The sequence below is a fragment of the Campylobacter concisus genome, assembly GCF_002913715.1.
GTDB lineage: Bacteria > Campylobacterota > Campylobacteria > Campylobacterales > Campylobacteraceae > Campylobacter_A > Campylobacter_A concisus_AG.
In genome coordinates, this window is sequence record NZ_PPCE01000004.1 from 54,600 (window position 1) to 76,744 (window position 22,145).

General features: G+C 38.8%; 24 protein-coding genes and 1 tRNA gene. 14 read left to right on the top strand and 11 right to left on the bottom strand.

The window, feature by feature from the left end; genetic code table 11:
* A complete protein-coding gene (locus CYO92_RS01325; RefSeq protein ID WP_103588306.1) occupies positions 1–576 on the bottom strand; it encodes a BON domain-containing protein in 576 nt (191 codons plus the stop codon).
* A 75-nt stretch (positions 577–651) separates the two neighbouring features.
* Here CYO92_RS01325 and CYO92_RS09275 point away from each other — a divergent pair.
* Positions 652–749 (top strand) — tRNA-Sec (locus CYO92_RS09275).
* Between the two features lie 8 nt (positions 750–757).
* Here CYO92_RS09275 and CYO92_RS01330 read toward each other — a convergent pair.
* Both CYO92_RS01330 and modA read right to left on the bottom strand, forming a co-directional pair.
* Positions 758–1,417 (bottom strand): molybdate ABC transporter permease subunit, encoded by a 660-nt coding sequence (locus tag CYO92_RS01330; protein ID WP_103588307.1) that lies wholly within the window; start codon positions 1,415–1,417, stop codon positions 758–760.
* 8 nt (positions 1,418–1,425) lie between these two features.
* On the bottom strand, positions 1,426–2,124 hold the full coding sequence (modA, locus tag CYO92_RS01335) for a molybdate ABC transporter substrate-binding protein (RefSeq protein ID WP_103588308.1): 699 nt from the start codon (positions 2,122–2,124) through the stop codon (positions 1,426–1,428).
* A gap of 124 nt (positions 2,125–2,248) precedes the next feature.
* On the opposite strand from modA, the gene CYO92_RS01340 reads away from it, so the two are divergent.
* From CYO92_RS01340 to CYO92_RS01390, 11 genes are all read left to right on the top strand, one after another.
* Positions 2,249–3,337, top strand: coding sequence for a nicotinate phosphoribosyltransferase (locus tag CYO92_RS01340; protein WP_103588309.1), 1,089 nt, complete (start codon positions 2,249–2,251; stop codon positions 3,335–3,337).
* A gap of 8 nt (positions 3,338–3,345) precedes the next feature.
* Positions 3,346–3,843 carry a chemotaxis protein gene (locus CYO92_RS01345; RefSeq protein WP_103588310.1) on the top strand — a complete coding sequence of 166 codons (498 nt, stop codon included), beginning with the start codon at positions 3,346–3,348 and terminating at the stop codon, positions 3,841–3,843.
* A gap of 112 nt (positions 3,844–3,955) precedes the next feature.
* Positions 3,956–4,771: a menaquinone biosynthesis family protein gene (locus tag CYO92_RS01350; RefSeq protein WP_051288386.1), complete on the top strand. Its 816-nt coding sequence runs from the start codon at positions 3,956–3,958 to the stop codon at positions 4,769–4,771.
* Positions 4,768–5,037, top strand: a complete 270-nt coding sequence (gene fliQ / locus CYO92_RS01355; protein WP_223154231.1) for a flagellar biosynthesis protein FliQ — start codon at positions 4,768–4,770, stop codon at positions 5,035–5,037. The genes CYO92_RS01350 and fliQ overlap by 4 nt, the downstream gene beginning before the upstream one ends.
* Entirely contained in the window at positions 5,034–5,831 is a 798-nt protein-coding gene (locus CYO92_RS01360) for a UDP-N-acetylmuramate dehydrogenase (RefSeq protein WP_103588311.1), read from the top strand. The genes fliQ and CYO92_RS01360 overlap by 4 nt, the downstream gene beginning before the upstream one ends.
* Before the next feature lie 8 nt (positions 5,832–5,839).
* Positions 5,840–6,328: an addiction module antitoxin gene (locus tag CYO92_RS01365; protein ID WP_103588312.1), complete on the top strand. Its 489-nt coding sequence runs from the start codon at positions 5,840–5,842 to the stop codon at positions 6,326–6,328.
* 62 nt (positions 6,329–6,390) lie between these two features.
* The gene (gene recA, locus CYO92_RS01370) at positions 6,391–7,488 is read left to right on the top strand and encodes a recombinase RecA (protein ID WP_002940852.1); all 1,098 of its coding nucleotides are present in this window, start codon (positions 6,391–6,393) and stop codon (positions 7,486–7,488) included.
* Complete coding sequence (gene eno / locus CYO92_RS01375) at positions 7,488–8,738, top strand: phosphopyruvate hydratase (RefSeq protein WP_103588313.1); 1,251 nt, start codon at positions 7,488–7,490, stop codon at positions 8,736–8,738. The genes recA and eno overlap by 1 nt, the downstream gene beginning before the upstream one ends.
* Positions 8,735–9,025 (top strand): septum formation initiator, encoded by a 291-nt coding sequence (locus CYO92_RS01380; RefSeq protein ID WP_103588314.1) that lies wholly within the window; start codon positions 8,735–8,737, stop codon positions 9,023–9,025. Before eno ends, CYO92_RS01380 begins: the two co-directional genes overlap by 4 nt.
* Before the next feature lie 5 nt (positions 9,026–9,030).
* On the top strand, positions 9,031–9,891 hold the full coding sequence (locus CYO92_RS01385; protein ID WP_103588315.1) for an AMIN domain-containing protein: 861 nt from the start codon (positions 9,031–9,033) through the stop codon (positions 9,889–9,891).
* Between the two features lie 76 nt (positions 9,892–9,967).
* A complete protein-coding gene (locus CYO92_RS01390) occupies positions 9,968–11,032 on the top strand; it encodes a tyrosine-type recombinase/integrase (protein ID WP_103588316.1) in 1,065 nt (354 codons plus the stop codon).
* Between the two features lie 316 nt (positions 11,033–11,348).
* Here the strand turns inward: CYO92_RS01390 and CYO92_RS01395 are convergent, their stop codons facing one another.
* From CYO92_RS01395 to CYO92_RS01415, 5 genes are all read right to left on the bottom strand, one after another.
* Positions 11,349–12,482, bottom strand: a complete 1,134-nt coding sequence (locus tag CYO92_RS01395; RefSeq protein ID WP_103588317.1) for a glycerate kinase family protein — start codon at positions 12,480–12,482, stop codon at positions 11,349–11,351.
* Positions 12,479–13,873 (bottom strand): GntP family permease, encoded by a 1,395-nt coding sequence (locus tag CYO92_RS01400; RefSeq protein ID WP_103588318.1) that lies wholly within the window; start codon positions 13,871–13,873, stop codon positions 12,479–12,481. Before CYO92_RS01400 ends, CYO92_RS01395 begins: the two co-directional genes overlap by 4 nt.
* A 166-nt stretch (positions 13,874–14,039) precedes the next feature.
* Positions 14,040–15,005: a phospholipase A gene (locus CYO92_RS01405; protein WP_103588328.1), complete on the bottom strand. Its 966-nt coding sequence runs from the start codon at positions 15,003–15,005 to the stop codon at positions 14,040–14,042.
* Positions 14,998–15,573, bottom strand: a complete 576-nt coding sequence (locus CYO92_RS01410) for a molybdenum cofactor guanylyltransferase (RefSeq protein WP_103588319.1) — start codon at positions 15,571–15,573, stop codon at positions 14,998–15,000. Before CYO92_RS01410 ends, CYO92_RS01405 begins: the two co-directional genes overlap by 8 nt.
* Before the next feature lie 105 nt (positions 15,574–15,678).
* Entirely contained in the window at positions 15,679–16,167 is a 489-nt protein-coding gene (locus CYO92_RS01415) for a hypothetical protein (protein WP_103588320.1), read from the bottom strand.
* A gap of 127 nt (positions 16,168–16,294) precedes the next feature.
* Here CYO92_RS01415 and CYO92_RS01420 point away from each other — a divergent pair, with 127 nt between their 5' ends.
* Positions 16,295–16,516, top strand: a complete 222-nt coding sequence (locus tag CYO92_RS01420) for an SWEET family sugar transporter (RefSeq protein WP_258030503.1) — start codon at positions 16,295–16,297, stop codon at positions 16,514–16,516.
* A gap of 100 nt (positions 16,517–16,616) precedes the next feature.
* Here CYO92_RS01420 and CYO92_RS01425 read toward each other — a convergent pair whose 3' ends face one another.
* The 3 genes from CYO92_RS01425 to CYO92_RS01435 all read right to left on the bottom strand — a co-directional run bounded on the left by CYO92_RS01425 (position 16,617) and on the right by CYO92_RS01435 (position 20,587).
* Positions 16,617–17,084, bottom strand: coding sequence for a hypothetical protein (locus CYO92_RS01425; protein ID WP_103588321.1), 468 nt, complete (start codon positions 17,082–17,084; stop codon positions 16,617–16,619).
* Positions 17,085–17,092: 8 nt separating this feature from the next.
* Positions 17,093–18,358 carry a 3-isopropylmalate dehydratase large subunit gene (gene leuC / locus CYO92_RS01430; RefSeq protein WP_103588322.1) on the bottom strand — a complete coding sequence of 422 codons (1,266 nt, stop codon included), beginning with the start codon at positions 18,356–18,358 and terminating at the stop codon, positions 17,093–17,095.
* An 84-nt stretch (positions 18,359–18,442) separates the two neighbouring features.
* Complete coding sequence (locus CYO92_RS01435) at positions 18,443–20,587, bottom strand: TonB-dependent siderophore receptor (RefSeq protein ID WP_103588323.1); 2,145 nt, start codon at positions 20,585–20,587, stop codon at positions 18,443–18,445.
* 234 nt (positions 20,588–20,821) lie between these two features.
* On the opposite strand from CYO92_RS01435, the gene CYO92_RS01440 reads away from it, so the two are divergent.
* A complete protein-coding gene (locus CYO92_RS01440) occupies positions 20,822–22,144 on the top strand; it encodes an NFACT RNA binding domain-containing protein (RefSeq protein WP_103588324.1) in 1,323 nt (440 codons plus the stop codon).
* Position 22,145: the final 1 nt, after the last annotated feature.

Here is a 22,145-nt window from a genome sequence, read left to right on the forward strand (position 1 = left end):
TTATTTGATAACTTTAATAAATGAGTATACATCGGCCACGCCGTCAATGTGCTTAGCGTACCAAATAGCATGTTTTTCTTGCTCAATGCTATCAACTACGCCGCTAAATACGACATCGCAGCCAACTATGCTAACACGCACATTTGTGCCCTCAACTATACTATCTTTAAAAAGATTTTGCTTTAAGTTTGCGAGAATTTTTAGACTATCGCATGGATATTCTGGCTTTTTGATACGAAGATAGGTATAAATTTTTCGCACGCCATCTGTACTTTTGGCTAGTTCTACTAGCTTATCTTCAAGCTCTTTACTATCAACAAGCCCGATCAGATAAGCATCGCCGTAAAAACACTCGATCTCAATATCTATATTGCTAAGCCCTTTTGAAAATAAAATTTTGCTTTGTAGCTTACTTTGTATAAATTTATCTCTTGTGATCGAGTAAATACCACGTTTATCGCGTGAAATAGAGTACGCATCATAGACATTTAGCGGTGCAGTTGCTGGAGAAAGAACCGAAGAGCAAGAGCAAAAAAATAGAGCCAAAAATGCAAAAACGCTAAATTTTAAAATCAGAAATCCTTTTGTAATTTCAAAAAGTTTATAGAAAATGGGCTAAAATTTATCTAAATCTGCTAAAATAACGCGCACGGAGGATAAAGTAATCTGGTGATGCTCACGGGCTTCAAACCCGATGACTGGGCGGTTGACCGTCTGGTGGGGAGTTCGATTCTCTCATCCTCTCGCCACTCTCATTTTAAATTTTGCTTTTATCAAGCAAATTTATAATCCCAAATAAAATAAAGCTTAATACAACCAAAATAAGGCTTAAAACTAGTGCTTCATCGCTTTTACCATCGTATACGGCATTATAAATGGCAAGCGAAATAGTGTCTGTTTTGCCTATGATATTGCCACCCAAAATTAGTGTTATGCCAACCTCGCCAAGCCCACGCGAGATCGCTAAGATAAAAGCCGCTGCTACGCTTTTTGCAACACATGGGAAGAGCACGAAAATAGCTGTTTGAAATTTATCTTTTCCAAGGCTGTATGCTGCTTCGCTAAGGCTTTTTGAAAGTGAGCTAAGAGCAGAAGCGACAGGCTTTACAAATAGCGGCAGCGAAGCTATAAAAGCAGCTAATACAAGAGCCTTAAAACTAAAAATAATTTCTAAATTTAAAGCTTTGCCGACGATGCCATTTTTGCCAAGCAGATAAAGCAGTAAAAATCCAGTCGCAATGGGCGGAAAGATGAGCGGAAAAGTTACGATCATCTCTAAAATAGCTTTAAATTTAGCCTTACCAAAAGCTAAATAATAGGCTAAAGCCAGCCCAAAAATGATAAGTAAAGCCCCTTGGCACAAAACGACCTTTACACTTAAAAATAGCGGATCAAACAGCCAAGAGAGCTCTTGCAAGCTTAGCCTTATCTTATGCCAAATTTAGTGTAAATTTCTTTTGATCTCTCGCTTTTTAGCTCATTTAAAAATTTATCACAATCAGCCTTTTTGTCGCATCCTTCAAGCTTTGCAGCTACAATGTTTGCTGGAGCGTAAAGCGATTTGTCTATCAAGATAAAACTACCAAATTCATCTTTGTGTGCGTTTAGTTCGGTCTGGTTGATGAACCCAGCATCAACTTCACCGTTTAATATATATGTAACGACTTGTGGTACGCCGGCAACTGCTAAAATTTTATCCTTTAGTTCGCCACTTAAATTTGCTTTTTGCATAAATTCATTCGCTCTTTTACCATAAACAGTCTTTGTTGCGTCTGGCATAGCGATCTTAGAAAGCGCTTTTAGCTCTTCAACTTTTTCAATTTTCACACCTTTTTTAGTAGCTAGCACCAAAGCGCCTGAGCCTAAATTTACGTATTCAGCGATCTTTAGATCAGACTTTTTCAAAAAGTCCTCGTCGCCTACGATCACGTCAGTTTTGCCCTCTTTTGCCTGAGCCATGATAGCTGTGATATTTGCAAAAGAAGTGTCGATATTTACGCCATCTTTTTTGAGGTTTTGTGCGACTGCCTCAACTATCTTTTTATATCCGCCGCCCGCACTTACTAGCAAATTTTCATTGCCAAATGCAAAAATTGCGGCCATTAGAAGTAAAAACTTTTTCATATTTTTCCTTTAAAACTAAAATTTCAAGATTTTATAAAATATACTCTTATACATTCTTAAAATATATTTTTATAATTTTCACTTTTCTACCAAAATGCTATAATCACGATAAAAAAGGACAGACATGAACGAACTTGAGCTAAAGATGCAAGGCAAGATAAAAAGGCTAACAGATAAGACTTTTAGGCTAGATCCAAGGATCGGCGAGGGCTACTTCACCGCAAAATATTTTCTAAAAGTAAATGAGATAATTAAGCAAAACCTGCCAGATCAGCACGTGACGATGCAGTTTTTCCAAAGGCGCGATGATATCGTGCTTTGTGGCATTGACGAGGTTTTAGCCATCATCAATAAATTTGCCAAAAACTCAAGCGAGCTTGAAATTTACGCACTTGATGATGGCGATATTATAAACGCAAACGAGCCAGTTTTAAAAATAAGCGGCAAGTATGAAAATTTTGGCTTTTTAGAAAATGTGATCGACGCGACGCTTACTAGAAGAAGCTGTGTAGCGACAAACTCAAGAGATGTGATAAGAGCGGCAAATGGCAAGGACGTCTTTAGCATGGCGGATAGGCAAGATGACATCTGCACGCAACCAGGCGACGGCTATGCATCATTTGTAGGCGGCATCAAAAAGGTCGCCACAGATGCTCAGGGCGAGCTTACTGGGCTAAAAGGTGGTGGCACCATGCCTCATGCGCTTATTCAAATGTGCGGCGGGGATATAGTAAAAGCCTCAGAAATTTATGCTAAAACCTTTAAAAATGAGAAGATCACGGCCTTAGTGGACTATAACAACGACGTGATCACAGACGCATTAAAGGCTGCAAACGCCCTAAAAGAGAGGCTTGGCGCGGTTAGAGTGGATACTAGTAAAAATTTGATAGATAAATATTTTGAGAACAAAGACACGAGCAAATTTGACCCACACGGCGTTTGCAAGGAGCTTATATTTGCTCTAAGAGAGGCGCTTGACAAAGCTGGTTTTAAATACGTTAAAATCGTCGTTAGCTCAGGCTTTAGCCCTAAAATTATAAAAGAATTTGAAGCTTATAACACGCCGGTTGATACTTATGGCGTTGGAAGTTATCTTGTTAAAAATGACATTTGTGGCTTTACTGGCGATCTGGTCGAGCTAAACGGCAAAGATGAAGCAAAATTTGGCAGGAAAAATTTCGCTTCGGATAGGCTAAAGAGAGTAAAATTTTAAGAGAAAAGATGAAATTTATAAAAATTTTAATGTTTTTGTCGCTTTTGTTAACTGCTTGCACCGCCGCAAACTACGCTAACGCCTTTAAAAAAGCTGGCATCCTTGAAGACGGAGTTTATCGCTTTAGCCAAAATGGCCTCGGCGTCAAAAAAGACCTGCTTGTAAAGGTGATCTCAGTGCAAAATACGGACAGCTCCCGCAAAAAGATCATCTCCATGCTAAATATCCCTAAAAAATCTAAAATCACGGACTTTAAAACAAGCGACGCTGGCGTAATAGTGTGGCCATTTTACGAGTTTGAGGGTAAATTTTTAACGACAATAATCGTTGAAAATATAAAAAAAGAAGATAGCGATAAAAAACTGCTTAAGATGCTTGAACTTAAGCATCCGTTTTACTCGACGATCCTAGCACGAAGAAAAGGTGCTAAAGACGCCATAGACGTGAAATACGTACTAAATTTCAAAGAGGCAAAGCTGGTAAAATCGTTTCAAAACCGCCCTTAAAACTTTATTTTAAATAAATTTCATTAAAATGGCGTAATCAAAAAAAGGATCATCTTTGCATAATCTAAAAACCATAAACGTCGCTCACTCGCCAGACGCTGACGATATTTTCATGTATGCCGCGGTCAAATTTGGCTGGGTTAGCAGTAAAAATTTAGCCTTCACATCAAAGGCGCTTGATATAGAAACGCTAAACGAAGAGGCGCTAAAAGGCACTTATGAGGCCACAGCGATCAGCTTTGCGCTCTATCCTAAAATTTGCGATGAATTTGCACTTTTGCGCTGTGCGGTGAGCTTTGGTAATGGATATGGTCCAAAGCTTATCAAGCTAAAAGATAAGCAGCTAAAGCGAAATTTCAAGGTTGCGCTATCTGGCAAAAATACGACAAATGCTCTGCTCTTTCGCATAGCCTACCCAGAGGCAAGGATCGTTTATAAAAATTTCTTAGAGATCGAAAATGCCGTGCTTAGCGGCGAAGTCGATGCTGGCGTGCTTATACATGAAAGTATCTTAAATTTCTCAGACCAGCTCTGCGTGGAGCGTGAGATTTGGGACATCTGGAGCGAGCTAAACGGCGAAAATTTACCGCTTCCACTTGGCGGTATGGCGCTTAGACGAAGCCTGCCCATAACCGACGCGATAGAGTGCGAGAGAGTGCTTAGCGAGGCCGTTAGGATCGCCACTTCGCACAAACCATTTTTATCTCACATGCTAATGGAGCGAAATCTCATCAGAGTTGGCAAAGATGAGCTTAAAACGTATCTAAATTTATACGCAAATGACGAGTCAATAAGCATGAACGAAACGCAACTAAAAGCGCTAAATAAGCTCTATCAAATAGGCTATGACAAAGGCTTTTTTGAAAAAGCTATCGACGTAAACGACTATCTAATCCCAACTGAATACAACGAAGTAAGGTTTAGCTGATGCAAAGCACGCTTGTCTCACTTGGAGTTGAAACCTTTAAGATCGCCCTTTATATCAGCCTTCCGATGCTGCTAAGCGGACTAATAGCAGGTCTTATCATCTCCATTTTTCAAGCGACCACACAGATAAACGAAACCACGCTAAGCTTCGTGCCAAAAATTTTGCTAGTCGTCGTTGTCATCATATTTTTAATGCCTTGGATGATCTCGATGATGGTTGAATTTACCACTCGCATGCTTGATTTTATACCGGAATTTATCCAGTGACGAGGCTTGTTGATTTTTCTAAATTTACCTCAGTTAGGATAGGCGGCGTGCATGAAATTTTCGAGGTTGATAGCCTTGAAGATCTAAGCTCACCTTACTTTTTAGGCGCTGTAATGATAGGCGGGGGCAACAACCTTCTTATCTCGCCAAATCCCCCAAAAATGGCAATGCTTGGCAAGAGCTTTGACTATATAAATTTAGAAATTTGTGATGAGAAAATTTACCTTGAGATAGGTGCTGCGACAAAATCAGCTAAAATTTATAACTTCTGCAAACAAAATAACATCGCAAACCTTGAGTTTTTAAAAAATATCCCAGGCACGCTTGGCGGACTTATCAAAATGAACGCTGGACTGCTTAAATTTAGCATAAGCGACAACCTCACGCATTTGCGTCTGGCTCGTGGCTGGGTGAGAAAAGAAGAGATAAGCTTTAGCTACCGCCACAGCGGCATAGATGAGGCTATTTTGGGGGCTAAATTTGAGCTTCATAGCGGCTTTGATGCAAGCATATCTAATGCTATAAGCGCAAAAAGGGCAAATCAACCAAAAGGAGCTAGCTTTGGCAGCTGCTTTGTAAATCCTGAAGGGCACTTTGCAGGGGCGTTGCTTGAGGCAGTTGGACTAAAGGGATACGCTATCGGCGGAGCGAAATTTAGCGAAGAGCACGCAAATTTTTTGATAAATTTTAACCACGCAAGCTTTGAGGACGCCACTAGCCTTATAAATTTGGCTAGAGCTAGAGTTTTAGAGAAATTTGGCGTAGAGCTTAAGACTGAAGTTTGCATTTTATAAGGATGATGATGAGTGAGTTTTTTAGCGAAGTTTTTACCCTTTCACTTTTGTTTATAGCTATCGGTTTTTATGCCATTTATAGGGCTAAAAAGGCGCAAAGCGAGCATGAGAAAAATGTGGCTAGTTATGACAAAAACTTGCTAAATTTTGCCAAAATTTTAGGCGTAAAAGATCATATCGATCTAGTTAAATTTGATGAAATTTTGGCTGAGGCCTTAAAAGAAAAATTAATTTTTAAATTTAATAAATCTACCTCACAAGAGGAATTTCTCTCTTTTATAAAAGATGAAAATTTCAAAACCAAACCACAAATTTCGCAAAACAGTATCGATGAAGCTTTTTTAAACCTTTGCGCAAGCTCGCTTGTGGAGCCATTTAAGCTTGCGATACTAAAAAACGAAGATCAAATTTATGGATTTTTGTTTGAAAAAGAGCAGCTTTTTGCTCTTATTGATAGCGCTGCACTGCTTGGCGAAAATATTATAATTTGCGAGTAAATCAAGTAAAATTCATCTCTTTTTAGATAAAATCAAGCCAAATTTCAACTATAAGGTAAAAAATGGCAAAAGAAAAAGATAGTGACAAAAAGATAGCTATCCCAGAGAGCGAAGCGGACAAGAAAAAGGCGCTTGAGCTTGCACTAAAGCAGATCGATAAAGCTTTTGGCAAAGGCACGCTTTTAAGACTTGGCGACAAAGAGGTTGAGGCTATCGAGTCGATACCGACTGGCTCGCTAGGGCTTGATCTGGCTCTTGGCATAGGCGGCGTTCCAAAAGGCAGGATCATCGAGATCTATGGACCAGAGAGCTCTGGTAAGACCACGCTCACACTTCACATCATCGCTGAAGCGCAAAAGGCTGGCGGAATTTGTGCGTTTGTCGATGCAGAGCACGCACTAGACGTAAAATACGCCTCAAATTTAGGCGTAAATACCGACAACCTCTATGTCTCTCAGCCTGACTTTGGCGAGCAGGCACTTGAGATCGTTGAGACACTTGCAAGAAGCGGTGCGATCGATCTTATCGTAGTTGATAGCGTCGCTGCTCTTACTCCAAAGAGCGAGATAGACGGCGATATGGGCGATCAGCACGTTGGCCTGCAAGCAAGGCTTATGAGTCAGGCGCTTAGAAAGCTAACTGGAATTTTAAGCAAGATGAAGACAACTGTTATCTTCATCAACCAAATTCGTATGAAGATTGGTATGATGGGATATGGCACGCCAGAGACCACGACTGGCGGTAATGCGCTTAAATTTTACTCATCTGTAAGGATCGATGTCAGAAAGATAGCCACACTTAAACAAAACGACGAGCCTATCGGCAACCGCACAAAAGCAAAAGTGGTTAAAAACAAGGTCGCGCCTCCATTTAAGGTGGCTGAATTTGACATTATGTTTGGCGAGGGTGTGAGCAAAGAGGGCGAGATCATCGACTATGGCGTAAAGCTCGATATCATCGACAAATCAGGCGCGTGGTTTAGCTACAAGGCCGAAAAACTAGGTCAAGGCAGAGAAAACGCCAAAGCCTACCTAAAAGAGCACCCAGAAATTTCTGATGAGATAGTAGCGGCGATCAAAGGCTCAATGGGTATAGACCACCTAATAAGCAGCGGCGCAAAAGACGAAGACGACGACACAAACGAAGCAGGAGATGAATAATGGTATTTATTGAAGATGTAGAAGCTCACGAGGTTTTAGACAGCAGAGGCAACCCAACAGTTCGTGCGACAGTTAGACTAAGCGACGGCACCGAGGCAAGCGCGATCGTACCAAGTGGCGCAAGCACTGGCAAGCGTGAGGCGCTCGAGCTTCGTGATAAAGACGAGAGATATGCTGGCAAAGGCGTTTTAAAGGCTGTTTCAAACGTAAATGAAAAGATCGCAGAAGCAGTGATAGGACTTGATGCTTATAACCAAAAAGCAGTCGATGCGGAGATGCTTGAGCTTGATGGCACGCACAACTACTCAAATTTAGGCGCAAACGCTGTCCTTGGCGTATCTATGGCGGTAGCTCGCGCAGCTGCAAAGAGTCTAAATATCCCGCTTTATCGCTACCTTGGCGGTGCAAACGCTAGCATCTTGCCAGTGCCGATGTTTAACATCATAAATGGCGGCGCGCACGCAAATAACAGCGTTGATTTTCAAGAATTTATGATCATGCCATTTGGCTTTAGCACATTTAGCGAGGCACTAAGAGCTGCAACTGAAATTTATCACAAGCTAAAATCTATCCTAAACGCAGCTGGTCACAGCACTGCTGTCGGCGACGAGGGTGGCTTTGCTCCAAATTTAAAAGACAACGAAGAGCCACTAAAGCTTATCTCACAAGCTATAAAAGAGGCTGGATATGAGCTAGGCAGCCAGATAAAGCTAGCACTTGATGTCGCTTCAAGCGAGCTTTACAAAGACGGCAAATACGAGCTTGAAGGCAAGAAATTTAGCAGCGACGAGCTTATTAGCTACTACGAAAAACTTTGTGAAAAATATCCGATATTCTCTATCGAAGATGGCCTTAGCGAGGATGACTGGAGCGGCTGGGCTGAGCTTACAAAAAGGCTTGGCAGCAAGGTGCAGCTAGTTGGCGACGATCTTTTTGTCACAAATGAGAAAATTTTACGCGAAGGCATCGAGAAAAACATCGCAAATGCGATCTTAATCAAGCCAAATCAAATAGGCTCAGTCACGCAAACTATGCAAACTGTCCGCCTTGCTCAAAGAAACGGCTACCGCTGCATAATGAGCCACAGAAGCGGCGAGAGCGAAGATGCGTTTATCGCTGACTTTGCAGTCGCGCTAAACACTGGCGAGATAAAGACAGGTGCCACTTCAAGAAGCGAGCGCAACGCAAAATACAACCGCTTGCTTGAGATCGAGCTTGAGGCGGGTGAGTTTTTAGGGGATAATATTTGAGCGAAATTTTAGATGAATATGGCAAAGAAGATGGCATATTTCATAAAATTTTAAAATACATTAGACCGACATTACGCTACGTCATAGCCACCATTTGTGTGGCTATGTTTGCTTTTTATGTAGGCAATATGATGTTTGGCAAACGCTCACTTGATGTTATGCTAAGTCTTCAGAGTAAAAAAGATAGACTTAGCGAGGACGTGGAAATTTTAAAAAAAATGAACGCGCGTCTGCAAAAAGATTATTTTGAATTACAAGGCCTTGAGCCGGACTTTAATAAAAAGTAGGAATGATGAAAAAAATTTGGTTAGTTTTATCTATATTTGCAGCAAGCGTGTTTGCTAGAGAGAACCCATTTATGCCTATTAGCGAGCTAAATACAAGCGTTATGACAACAAATATCATAGAAAAATTTGATAGCTTTGATTCTCTTTCGTTTAAATTTCCAAGCGATGCGGCACTTTTACTAGATGTCACCATAAGATATAGAGCAAATGACGGTACTATAAAGGAAAAAAGGCTAGCCGATATAAATAAAACTATCGATTACAGCGATGAATTTGCTTTAAATAAGGTAAAAAATCCAGAACCAGTCGTGGCAAAAAAGCTAGATGTTTCGGTCACAATGGCAAATATGCCTAGCCAAAAAGTAAGCACTCCTGTGATAATAGAAAAAAATGAAACTAAAATTTCAAACAAAGATAGAAACAAAACCTCAGATATGCCAACTCCAAGTGTTGTAGTGATCGATCTTAGCACAGACAAAACAAAAGAAACTACCATAAAACCTGAACAAAAGGTAGTCGAAATAAAGATTGAGCCTAGCACAAAACCAGTTGATAGCACAAAAAATGGAAAAGATGTTAAATTTCTAGGTTTTATAAGCTTTCTAGCCAATAACAAAGAGCTAAAAATCGCTACAAAAGCTAAAAATTTAAAGCATTTTGCTTATGAAAAAAATAAGATCGTTCTTGACTTTGCAAAGCCGCCAAGAAGCTTTAAAACTAAGAGCTTAAAACTTGAAAATGAATATTTTAAAAATGTGATCATAGGCTGGCATGATAGATATTTCAGAGTGGTTTTAGAACTTGATAAGATGCATAAATATAAGCTTGAAGCCGCTGAAAATGGATATTTGCTTAAGCTTTTATAGTTGAATTTTAAAAAGAGTAGATTTTATAAAATTTCAAATATAATACTTTTCAAAATAAAAATTTAAGGTTATTGGTTTGAAATACCCGCTTGATTGTAAAGATAATTTTGAAAACTCATTTATATTTTGGCTCACTCGCTACGTCAAATTTAAACTTAGCTCACTTTCGAATAAAGAGCTTCGAGATCCAAAGGCACTTGCAAGTGTGAATTACGCTCTAAGCCGTGAGGTAAAGAACATTGATCAGCTTGATGGTTTGGTAAAAAGTGCGAGAAATGCAGGGCTTACTGGTATAAATACCTACTTTAATCCACTTAAAAAAATATATGAAACGATGAAATTTTACGAGCTTAGCAGCCTAAAGCAGATCGATGAAGAGCTGTTAAGCGAAATACTAGCTAGCACGACTGGCGGACTAAGCGATGCTAGTAAGAAAAATTACCGCATCTCAGTGATAAATTTCTTTGCGTTTTTAGACAAACAAAACGAAGAGGATGGCAAGGCCCATGTTTTTGATATAAATTTAAAAAACTGGGGCGGAGTGAGTGGCAATAAAGGGCAAAAGTTACCTGAGTTTATGGGTGAAGATGAGGTCAAAAAATTTCTTGATGCGATCGAGGAGAGTGATTTTAAGCAAAACTCAAATCGCAATAAGCTCATAATAAAAACGATAATTTTTACTGGCATTCGTGTGAGTGAGGCTCTAAATTTAAAGCGAAAGGACATCACTGAAGATGGCGATCTTTTTATCATTAGGATCCGGGGCAAAGGTAACAAATACCGCGTTGTTATGATAAAACGACACTTAATAGAAGCTCATCTAAATGCGATTGCAATAAACTACATCAATAAAGAAGGCTATCTTTTTATCAATAAAAAAGGTACCAGACTGACGCAAGCCTACGTAAGTCGCATAGTAGAGCAGATCCTTTTTAAAGCTGGTATCAGAAAAGAGAAAAATGGTGCCCACATGCTGCGCCACACCTTTGCAACGATGCTTTACAAAAAGCAAAAAGACCTTGTTCTGGTGCAAGAAGCATTAGGGCATGCAAGCTTAAATACCTCGCGAATTTACACTCATTTTGACAGTGATAAGCTGAGACTTGCCGCAAAGGTGGCTGAGGATTTAGCGGGAGAGTAGGTTTTGCTTCTTGTGTAAAAAGCCACAATAAACAAAAAGCTTTATGAGAAAACTTATATGTGATTTATAAATTTAGATAAGCCCGCTTAGTAGTGAGATTTGTTGGGGTTTAAAAACATCTTTCATATAAATACAATGAAAAAATGATGGCAAAATTTAAGAATAAATATAGGCTGAGGAATAAAAATTTAAAGCTCTAGTTGATATTTGAGATCAATAAAACACTTTAAATTTATATCCCAAACCAACAATAGCCATTTTTATAAATCGATCATTAGATTTAAGGGCTAGTAAAATTTTACCAGCCTGCTAAACATCAAAGTTTATTTGCTATTTTAAAGAGTCTTACAGCTTGCTCTGCTGTCATCTTTAAATTTCTAATTGCAACGTCTTTTCTCATCGCTTCTTCAAGACTTACTGGCTCATTTAATATACAAAAATAGGCATCAATCCCATTTTTGTGACAATCTTTGGCACATTTTTGCACACTTCCAGCAAATGCGATCACTGGCTTATGATACTTTTTGGCTAGTTTTGCAACCCCAGTCGGAGTCTTTCCCATTGAGCTTTGAAAGTCCATACGGCCTTCGCCAGTGATGACTAGATCAGCCTTTTTGATCTCATCCTCAAGCGCGATAGTCTGCGTAATGATCTCAATACCTGGGCGAAGTTTCGCTCCTAAAAATGCCACGAATGCAAAGCCAAGTCCGCCAGCGGCACCAGCACCTTTTTGTGTGTGAAATTTGCTATTGGTCTTTTCCTTTACAAGAGTTGCAAAGTGTTTTAGCCCATCATCAAGCTCTTTTACCATACGGCCATTTGCACCCTTTTGAGGAGCATAAACATGGGCTGCTCCATTCATACCATAAAGCGGATTGTCCACATCGCAGGCTATTAAAAACTCGCAATCCTTTAGCTCTTTTAGCGCCTCTTCATCTGTAAACTCATAAATTTTGACTAAATTTTCGCCTTTTCCTTCAAGTAAAGCACCATCTTTATCATAAAATTTAAAGCCAAGTGCGCTAAGCATGCCTGTACCAGCGTCATTTGTCGCACTTCCACCGATGCCAATGATAAATTTTCTGGCACCTTTAGCAATGGCATCTTTTATCATCTGACCAAAACCAAATGTGCTAGTCTTTAGTGGATTTCTCTCGTCTGGGTTTATGAGCGTAAGGCCAGAAGCACTTGACATTTCAAGTATTGCAAGGTCATCTTTTAGTGCATATCTAGCTAAAATTTCAATTCCAAGTGGATTTTTAACTATCGTATCTATAAATTTCGCACCAAGTGCATCAGCCATCGCCTCTACACTACCCTCGCCACCATCTGCGATAGGCTTGACAACGACCTCACAGCCGATCTCTTCTAGTCCTTCTTTTACAGCAAGGCCCGCTTCAAGCGAGCTAAGCGAGCCCTTTAATGAATCAATCGCAACTAAAATTCTCATAAAAGCACCAAAGATAATATGTAAACGCTAATTATACCAACGATACCCATTATAAACGTCATAGCTGTTTGTGTGCGATATCCTTGTTCTGCACTCATCTTGCTAAAATTTGTCACAACCCAGAAGTAGCTGTCATTTGCGTGAGATACACACATCGCACCAGATGCTATCGCCATGACACAAAGTGCAGCTGAAATTTCACTCGTAAAGCCAAGTGTATGCATTAGCGAGCTATCAGCACTAAATGCGCCCATGATAGATGCTGTCGTGATGATAGCCACAGTTGAGCTTCCTTGAGCGGTTTTTAGCACGGCTGAGATAATGAATGGGAAGAAAATTCCTATCGCTTTTATGGCGGTTGCATTTTCTTTTATGAAATTTACAAAGCCAGCCTCAGTGATGACATTACCCAAAACACCGCCAGCTGCTGTGATAAAGAGTATCGGTCCAGCAATCTTTAAAGATTCATTCGTGATATAGTCAAATTCTCTTATCTTTCTGGCTTCTACTAATAAAAACACGCAAAAGATCACGCCGATTGCAAGAGCAACGATAGGATTTCCTAAAAATAAAAGTATCTTTGGCAAGAGAGCCGTTTTATCAAACATGCCTTGTTTTGCTAAAACATCGACAATAGAGCCGATCGCCATAAAAATGATAGGCATGATGATAGGAGCAAGGCTCAAAAATCCGCTAGGTAGCGTGCCAAATTTCTTTAAAAGCTCTTCGTAACTAGCTGTGATAGTAGCGTCAGCATCTTTGTCGCTGATAGTCACGCTTTTGCCAACACTCTTTGAAAAGAAATAAACAGCTATCAAAACAGGCACTGAAACGACTGTTCCCATAATGATAACAAGGAGTAAATTTCCGCCAAGACCAAGTGTTCCTGCGGCTGCTATTGGGCCTGGTGTTGGTGGTATGAAGACGTGAGATGCGTATAGACCACCACTAAGTGCGACTGACATCGCGACTGGGCTTGCTGAAATTTTCTTATAAAGCGCCTCACGAATAGAGTTTAAAACGACAAATCCACTATCGCAAAATACCGGAATGCCAACAACCCAGCCCATGATGAGCATAGCAAGCTCTGGACGCTTTTGTCCGACTAGCTTTACGACCATATCAGCTAGCTTTAAAGCAGCTCCCGTTTTTTCAAGCACGGTGCCGATGATCGTTCCAAAGATAATAACGATACCGATACTCTTAAATGTGCCACTAAAGCCGACACCTATCATCGCTGGGATCTTTGATAGATCGATACCTGCGACGATCGCAAGAACCAAAGAAATGCTCATAAGTGCCAAGAATGGATGCACTTTTAGCTTAGAGATCATAACGATCATAAGTATGATGGCTACAACAAAACAGACAATTAGTGAGATTCCGCTCATAAAAACTCCTTTGCTCTGAGATTTTGCTTAAGATTTTAGCAAAATTTGCTTGTATTTTTTCTAATATTTTTAAGTTTTTTGATTAATTAAATTTTTTTGACATAATTGAGTAAATTTATGACTATTTGCCTAAATTTAGCCATTTTGTAAGTTTAAAATTTTTAGCTTATTTTAAAATAACAAAACCAAGACCAAATTTATCAGTATGTCTATTATAATCAATCAAACTCTCGCCATATCCCGTAAAATACTGCAAATAGCCATAAACTCCGGTTGAGAAGATAGGAAACATATATGAAATTTCAGCAGCACCTTTATTTGTTTTATCAAAATGTAAGTTATTTCTTAGCATTAGGCTAAAAATGTGATCATTAAGGTTGTAGCTAAGCCTTACATCGCCGTGTCCTATGTATTTTAATATATCTTTATTATCGCCCTTATTGCCTACTATCATCCAAGCTCTTGGCGAAATGCTAAGCTTGTCAAAAACAAAATCACTTTGCACATAAGCTCTATTCCAGCTTCTTGAATTGCTACCATCTCGTCCATTTGACTCATGCAAAAGTCCAAATTTTAGGTTTTTTACACCTATTTGATCCAAATATTTTGGCGAAGCAAAATTTAGAAAAATTTCTGGTTGATAGTTTGTCTCACGAAACGGCGCTGAAGTTCTTGTTATCTGCCACCAAGATGTCTGCGTATAGGCAGCCACAAGGCTCTCTCTAAATCCAAACAGGTCATAAAACAACGGCTTTGCAAGGCTTATTTGAAACTTAGTTTCAACGCTTTTTCGCTCATCATCTGGCACATTTTTAGCATAAGTTACTGGCAAAAGGTAGTTAAATTTATAAAGCTCGATACCAAGTGCATTTTGTAAATTTTTACCACTTTTATCTTCTCTTAAAAGATCAGCTTGCTTTAGCTTTGCCTCTCTTGGTGCTGGCTCGCTTGCTTGTACATTTTGTATCACGTTTTGCTCGTTTAAAGAGCTTTTGGCTAGCTCTTTATAAATTTGCATCGCAGCCTTTATGTCACCACTTTGCTCCAGCTCTTGTGCTCTTTTAAAATCATCTAACCCACTTGCCATCAAAAAACTAAGGCCAAGGCTTAAAAATAATAAAATTTTACTCATCATCTATCTTCTTTTCTTGGATTTTCTTTGCCATTTCGTATTCGTCAGGGAAATTTACATTAAAAAACTGCTCACTATCTTTAAAATTTACGACTTTGCATTTACAGCTTTTTCTCAAAAGTCCGATTTTATGCTCATTTTTTAAATAAAACTCATGAGCCAAAATGGCAAGCCTTGGACTAAAAAAACCACAAAGTGAGTGGATGTGCTCATTATCACTGGCCACAACCATATCAAATTCATCTTTAAATTTAACAAGCTCTTTAAGGCTAGAAAGATCAAAAAATGGCATATCAGCTGGTATCACAAAAATGCTATGATCAAAATTTTTAAGAATGGAGTAAAGTGCGAGCATTGGCGAATAGCTATCGCTATTTTCATCTTTTATAAGCTTTAGTGGCGGGCTAAATTTCTCAAATTTTGAGCTTACATAAACTTCACCAAAAACTTTGCTAAATTTCGCAACCTCATAATGAGTAAGCGTCTTAAAACCACCAAATGGCAAAAGCGTCTTATCTTGCCCCATACGTGAGCTTTTGCCACCTGCTAAAATCACGCAAGTTTGCATCTTTTCCCTTAAGAAAGTTATGAGGCTAAATTTAGCTAAAAGCGGCTTTGATCTACCAAAAATATGTGATAAAAACTTATTTTTGTTTATGCTACTTGTGAAATTTTAAGCCTGCTTTGCCCTTTTCATTGTTAAAAATTCCTCGTAGCGACGATCAATGATGGCTTTGATCAAGACATAGTTTTCTTGTGAGTTTTCTATATAAAAATAGGCGTTATCAAAGTATTTTTCACCAAATTTTTTCGAAACAAAATCCGTATAATCCTGCAAATACCAACCATACATTTTGGCGAATTTTGTCCGATCAGTCGTATAGTAAGCTTTTGCAAAGGCTTTACCAACAGTACTTAGCTCCGTACTTCCAAGTACGCCGTCCATAGCATCAAAAAGATACTGACGATAGTTAAAATTTTCGTCCATCTGTGCTATATCGTCCGCAAAATCTGCTGCAAATTCCTTTGAATAAAATTTGTGTTCCATGCACCAGCGAAAGAAAAATGCAATGTGTGTCGCACCGTTTTCATGCGGTATATCAGTCGGCGCATCTTTCGCACCCCAATGCCATTTTGCTTTGTCATATATTATATCTGGCATTTTTATCCTTTTAAAATGCTCAATTTTACTAAAACCATCTTAATCGCAGTAAAAATCATGGCTATTTTATCCATTTGCTTGCTATGATTAAAAAAGATACAATGGTGCTTTTATTTAAGGAGAAGCAATGAGCGAAAAAAATCTACAAATTTTAGGCTGGATTGGCACTTGCCTATCAGTTGTTATGTACTTTTCATACATCCCACAAATAATGGGTAACCTTGACGGCAACAAGACGCCTTTTATACAGCCACTAGCGGCTGCGCTAAACTGCACGATCTGGACAAGCTACGGCCTATTAAAAGCTAAAAAGACTATCCACTTTCTGCCGCAAACTTTCCAGGTATAATCTTTGGTCTTTTGGCTACGATAACGGCGTTTTAATGCACCATTTAGATGTTGTGGTGATTTTACAATAAAACATTATTTGCTTCGCCGCAACAACTAATTTATAGTGTTTGCGCTATTTTGGCTAACTTTTCTTTAATTATATTGCCTTTTGAGCTTAGCGAAAAGATCATTTGCACTAGCTCCTCAGTTGTTGCCTCTATTCTTTTGTCATCACTATCTAAAGTTCTGAATTTGTTTAGGATAAGCGGACCGAAATCTTGATATGTAGACATAAAATCCTTATAGTCCTCTTGCAGTTCTGGTGCGTAAAAACTGATAATTGAGTGTAATTTACCAATTTCAAATTTTGGATTTTCTATATTTAAATTTGGATTTATCAACAAAGCTACTTTGTAATGTATTCCCCCTAAAATATCCCCAACTATAATAAACGCTTCCTCTAGCTTTTGTCGCCTGAGTTTATTTTTCTCTTTTTTTGTGTTTAGATTAGCGTACACCCATTGCGCACACATTGCTAGGACTGCACCAAGTACAATTTTCAATAAGTCAGATATCAAACTATCCATATTATTTTTTATAAGTCCCTTGGATCGGCGATTTTACCTGCTATGGCTGAGGCTGCTACAACTGCTGAGTTGGCTAGATAAATTTCACTCGTTCTATCGCCCATACGTCCGACGAAATTTCTATTTGTTGTTGAGATACAGCGTTCATTTGCACCTAAAATTCCCATATATCCGCCAAGGCAAGCGCCACAAGTTGGATTGCTCACAACCGCTCCTGCTTCGATGAAAATGTCGATTAAGCCCTCTTTTTCGGCAGCTCTTGCGATCTTTTGCGTCGCTGGAGTGATGATGAGCCTTGTTTTGCGGGCTACTTTTTTGCCTTTTAAAATTTGTGCTGCGATTCGAAGGTCGCTTAGGCGGCCATTTGTGCATGAACCGATAAATGCCTGATCGATAGCTATATCGTCGCGAACCGCCTGTCTTACGCTCTTGCCGTTGCTTGGTAAAAATGGATATGCGATGACTGGATCAAGGTTTGTAATATCGATCTCTAAAATTTTGTCATATTTGGCACCCTCGTCTGAGTAGAAAAATTTTGGTTTATCGCGTAAATTTTTATCTTTTAAAAACTCTTTTGTGATCTCATCAACCGCGATGATACCGCTCTTTGCACCAGCTTCGATCGCCATATTACACATTGAAAATCTATCATCCATGCTAAGGCCCTCTATCACCTCGCCGCTAAACTCAAGCGCCTTGTAAAGTGCGCCATCAACGCCTATTTGACGGATGATCTCAAGGATAAGATCCTTGCCGTAGACGTGTTTATCAAGCTTGCCTTTAAAGATGACCTTGATGCTCTCAGGCACTTTAAACCAGTTTTTACCAGTGATCATCGCATAAGCTAGGTCGGTACTGCCCATACCAGTGCTAAACGCTCCAAGAGCGCCGTGCGTACAGGTGTGACTATCTGCGCCTATGATGACGTCGCCTGGGATGACTAGCCCCTTTTCAGGCAAAAGCGCATGCTCGATACCCATATCTTTTTCATCAAAATAGTTTTTAAGGTCGTGTTTGTAGGCAAATTCGCGTGAAATTTTAGCTTGATTTGCGCTTAGGATGTCCTTTGTAGGGATGTAGTGATCCATAACGATGGCAAAGCCGTCTGGGTTAGCTAGCTTTTTAGCGCCACTTCGCTCAAACTGCTTGATCGAAATAGGCGTCGTGATGTCGTTACCTATGATCATATCGATCTTGCTTTCAATGATCTCTCCTGCGCTTACCTCTTTGCCAACGTGATCTGAAAATATTTTCTCGGTGATAGTTTGTTTCATAAATTTCCTTTAAATTTTTGAGGCGATTTTAACGAAAATTGCTAAATTTAAAGAAAATTTACTAAGCCAAAAGGCCTAGTAAATTTAGAATTTAACGCTAGCGGTCAGCATAAACTGACGAGCATAACCTGGGGTGATAGGCAGCACTGAAGAGTCGGTTCCAGATGATGCTGTTACGTAGTAAAGTTTATCGGTTAGGTTTTTCACATTAAATGCAAAATTTGTCTCATAGCCTGAAATTTTAGTCGTATAGCTAACAAAAGCATCGTAAGTAATAGCATGTGGTAATTTATAAAAGCTTCCATAAGCTGCTGAGCTTTTTTGTTGATTGTAAGTATACCAAGAGCCAAAATACCTGGCGCCACCACCTATTCTTAGACCTTTTACGCCAAGATGAGTAAAATCGTAATTAGCAAATAAACTCGCTTGATGCTTTGGAGTAGCCTCAAGTGGCCTACCCACCTTCCAAGCCATATTTCTATCTTCTTTTAATTTAGTTTTGGTGTAGGTATAGCTTGAACTTACGCTAAGTCCATCTGTAATACGTCCATTAAAATCAAACTCTACTCCTCTAGAATTTGCTTTACCACTCGTATATGATATATTGTTTACATTGTTTATAATATTTTTCTTATCGATATTAAATAAAGCTGCCATTGCGGTTATGCTATTGTTTTGAAATTTTGTTCCAAACTCGATAGATTTTCCCTCTTCTGGCTCTAATGAGACAGCACCTTTGCTGCCGATAGAAGTTTGTGGCTTAAAGCTTTGAGAATGACTAGTATAAACTGACCACTCAGGAGTTAGTAGATATAAAAGTCCGACATTATAAAGCAGCTTGCCACCACTTTTATCTATACTTTTTGTAAATGGTACAGGTCTAGCGGCATATCTGTTTTGATCGCCTACTATTTGGTTGTAGTATTCATACCTTAGTCCCGCTACAAATATTAAGCTATCGGTTAAATTTATACTATCTTGTGCGTAAGTACCGATCGTTTTTAGTTTGTGGTATTGCGTCTTTTTGCTAGCGCCTCTACTTTTGATGTCATCTACGCTAACTCTGCCATAGATCGGTGAGTAGATATTTATATTATTTCTAGCATCGTTTGCTTCGATCTGACGAGCTTCTGGACGTTGTCTTAGATATTCTTTAGCATCTACTCCAAATAAGAGATTATGAGTTATACTTCCAGTTTCTACTATGCCGTTTAATGTAAGTGATCCAGCATGGGTCTTATGCTCAAAATCTTCATACCACTCCATACGTCTTTTTGCGATTCCGCTAGCTAAATTTATATTCATAATGCGAGCTTGCCCATATTCATGTAGTGAGCGTGAAAATGCATAAGCTCCCTTTAATAGCCAATTCTCGCCAAAATTTTTCTCAAAACTTAGATCAAAAGTATCTACTTTGCCATCTATTTCGTTGAATGGCTCATCTAACCTGACTTTTTTATCTATATCTAAAATTTGTCCTGATTCTAGCATATACATGCCGCGATCTGCGGGGTCGGTGTATTTTGTATGGGAGTAGGCGGCATCAATACGATAGTCGTCGCCTTTATAACTTATACTTGGAGCGATGAGTAAATTTTTATATTCGCCATACTCTCTCCAATAATCCTTACCCGACCAATCAAATATAAATCTATACGCAAAACCGCTCTCACCCAAAGCCCCAGTTGAATCAAAGCCAAAACCTCTATACTTTTTATTACCAGTGCCAAGCCAAATTTCATTGCTATTTTCATAAAGCGGTTTTTTAGTTACTAGATTTATGATACCGCCGGCATCTTGAACGCCGTAAAGTAAGCTTGCTGGACCCTTTAACACCTCGACGCTTTGTACAGTTGCATTAAAGTTGTGCGTCACACCAGCCGATACACCATTACGCATTATAGAGCCATCACGTCCGCCACCAAAGCCACGCTTTAAAGCCGCATCAAAATTTCCTGAAGTTGTATTCGCATAGCTAACACCACTTACGTTTTGAAGAGATTCCATTAAATTTTCTGGCTTCTTATCCTTTAGCTGCTGCTGGGTTACGACGTTTACTGTCTGTGGTATCTCAAGAATTGGCGTATTTGTCTTGCCCACCTCACTCGTTGTGGCTCTGTAACCATCGTCTGCGCTATCTTCTACACTGATCCCATCCAAGCTTACATCAGTAGCATTTAAAGCAGAAATAGCAAAACAAAGCACCGCACTAATGCGAAATTTATTCATTAATCATCCCTTAAAGAAAATTTAATATTATAAAAATAGTTATCATTATATAAAAATATATTTTAAATTTTTATGAAAAAAATTTACGAAAAATTTATATTTTAATAACATTACAAATAAAACATTTGGAAAAATTAAACATGGATCAGAAAACAGATTTTTACTATTCTTTTCATAGCTAGTGATAAAGCTTTTATTAAAACATTTTTGCAACATTTCTGATATAATCCCCACATGAAGTACGCACATTTAGTTCAAATAGCAAGTTATTTATCAAATTTTACAAAGATAAACCAAGCAAAACGCATTAATGATATGGCTATTTTGATCGAATTTAATGGCGAGAAGATCATCTTTGATCTAAACAAATCAAACTCTGCTATCTACAAAGATGACAAGTTAAAAGAAGCAAAAACTTATCAAGCACCTTTTGATAATGTCCTAAAAAAGCGCTTTAACGCCTCGCATATAAAAAGCGTTGAGTGCTTAAAAGATAATAGAATTTTAAAATTTATCTGCACGCAAAGTGGCTCATATAAAAGTGAAAATTTTATCCTCTATCTTGAATTTACTGGGCGCTTTACAAATGCTGTGATAACTGATGAAAATAACGTAATCATCGAAGCGTTAAGACACATCGATAATAGCTACCGAAAGATAGAAACCGGCGAAGTTTTAAGGGAGCTTCCAGCCATCGCTATCAAAGAAAAACCGTGCGAGCCCATAACTGACTTTGAGGCGTTTTTTAGAAGTGAAGCGGCCAGAGTAAATGAGTCCAGGATAGCTGGCTTAAAAGAGGCGAAGCTTGCAAGCGTACAAAAAAAGATAGATAGCATGAGCGAAATTTTAAACTCACTTGAAGACAAAGATGAGCTAATGAGAAAGAGTGAAGAAGCTGCAAATTTAGGATCGCTTTTGCTTGCAAATCTGGGAAATTTTAAGGGCTACGAGAGGGAAATTTGTCTGAAGGATTTTGATGGCAATGAGATAAAACTAACTCTTAGCGATACACCAAAAAATAGTGCAAATGAGTTTTACGCAAGATCAAAAAAATTTCGTGCAAAAGCCATTGGTGTAGATATAGAAAAAAGAAATTTAAAAGAAAAAATCGAGTTTTTTGAAGGATTAAAGTCTCTTTTAAAAGAAGCGACCAGTCTTTATGAGCTTGAAATTTTAAGCCCAAAAAACAAGGCAAAACAAAGAGAACGCCACGTAAAAGATGTGAGTGAAAATGCTGAAATTTTTTACGTTAGAGAATTTAAAATACTAGTTGGTAGAAACGAAAAAGGCAATATAAATTTGCTTGATCTTGCCAAAAAAGACGATATATGGTTACATCTAAAGGATAACCCAAGCGCCCATGTCATCATCAAGACAAACAAGAGCAGGGTGCCTGAAGATGTGCTAGAAATGGCAGCTAAATTCTGCGTAGAATTTAGTGTAAAGGGAGCTGGCAGATACGAGGTAGACTACACTAAGCGTGAAAATTTAAAACGTGAAAATGGCGCAAATGTCACTTATACGAACTATAAAACTATCATCATAAATAAAGGCTAAA

Coding starts and splice junctions, on each gene's coding strand:
- CYO92_RS01385 (WP_103588315.1), top strand. CDS start 9,031: ATGAAAAAAATTTGGTTAGTTTTATCTATATTTGCAGCAAGCGTGTTT.
- CYO92_RS01405 (WP_103588328.1), bottom strand. CDS start 15,005: ATGAGTAAAATTTTATTATTTTTAAGCCTTGGCCTTAGTTTTTTGATG.
- CYO92_RS01425 (WP_103588321.1), bottom strand. CDS start 17,084: ATGGATAGTTTGATATCTGACTTATTGAAAATTGTACTTGGTGCAGTC.
- CYO92_RS01440 (WP_103588324.1), top strand. CDS start 20,822: ATGAAGTACGCACATTTAGTTCAAATAGCAAGTTATTTATCAAATTTT.
- CYO92_RS01400 (WP_103588318.1), bottom strand. CDS start 13,873: ATGAGCGGAATCTCACTAATTGTCTGTTTTGTTGTAGCCATCATACTT.
- CYO92_RS01365 (WP_103588312.1), top strand. CDS start 5,840: ATGAGTGAGTTTTTTAGCGAAGTTTTTACCCTTTCACTTTTGTTTATA.
- recA (WP_002940852.1), top strand. CDS start 6,391: ATGGCAAAAGAAAAAGATAGTGACAAAAAGATAGCTATCCCAGAGAGC.
- CYO92_RS01395 (WP_103588317.1), bottom strand. CDS start 12,482: ATGAGAATTTTAGTTGCGATTGATTCATTAAAGGGCTCGCTTAGCTCG.
- CYO92_RS01350 (WP_051288386.1), top strand. CDS start 3,956: ATGTATGCCGCGGTCAAATTTGGCTGGGTTAGCAGTAAAAATTTAGCC.
- eno (WP_103588313.1), top strand. CDS start 7,488: ATGGTATTTATTGAAGATGTAGAAGCTCACGAGGTTTTAGACAGCAGA.
- CYO92_RS01410 (WP_103588319.1), bottom strand. CDS start 15,573: ATGCAAACTTGCGTGATTTTAGCAGGTGGCAAAAGCTCACGTATGGGG.
- CYO92_RS01415 (WP_103588320.1), bottom strand. CDS start 16,167: ATGCCAGATATAATATATGACAAAGCAAAATGGCATTGGGGTGCGAAA.
- modA (WP_103588308.1), bottom strand. CDS start 2,124: ATGAAAAAGTTTTTACTTCTAATGGCCGCAATTTTTGCATTTGGCAAT.
- CYO92_RS01345 (WP_103588310.1), top strand. CDS start 3,346: ATGAAATTTATAAAAATTTTAATGTTTTTGTCGCTTTTGTTAACTGCT.
- leuC (WP_103588322.1), bottom strand. CDS start 18,358: ATGAAACAAACTATCACCGAGAAAATATTTTCAGATCACGTTGGCAAA.
- CYO92_RS01435 (WP_103588323.1), bottom strand. CDS start 20,587: ATGAATAAATTTCGCATTAGTGCGGTGCTTTGTTTTGCTATTTCTGCT.
- CYO92_RS01340 (WP_103588309.1), top strand. CDS start 2,249: ATGAACGAACTTGAGCTAAAGATGCAAGGCAAGATAAAAAGGCTAACA.
- CYO92_RS01420 (WP_258030503.1), top strand. CDS start 16,295: ATGAGCGAAAAAAATCTACAAATTTTAGGCTGGATTGGCACTTGCCTA.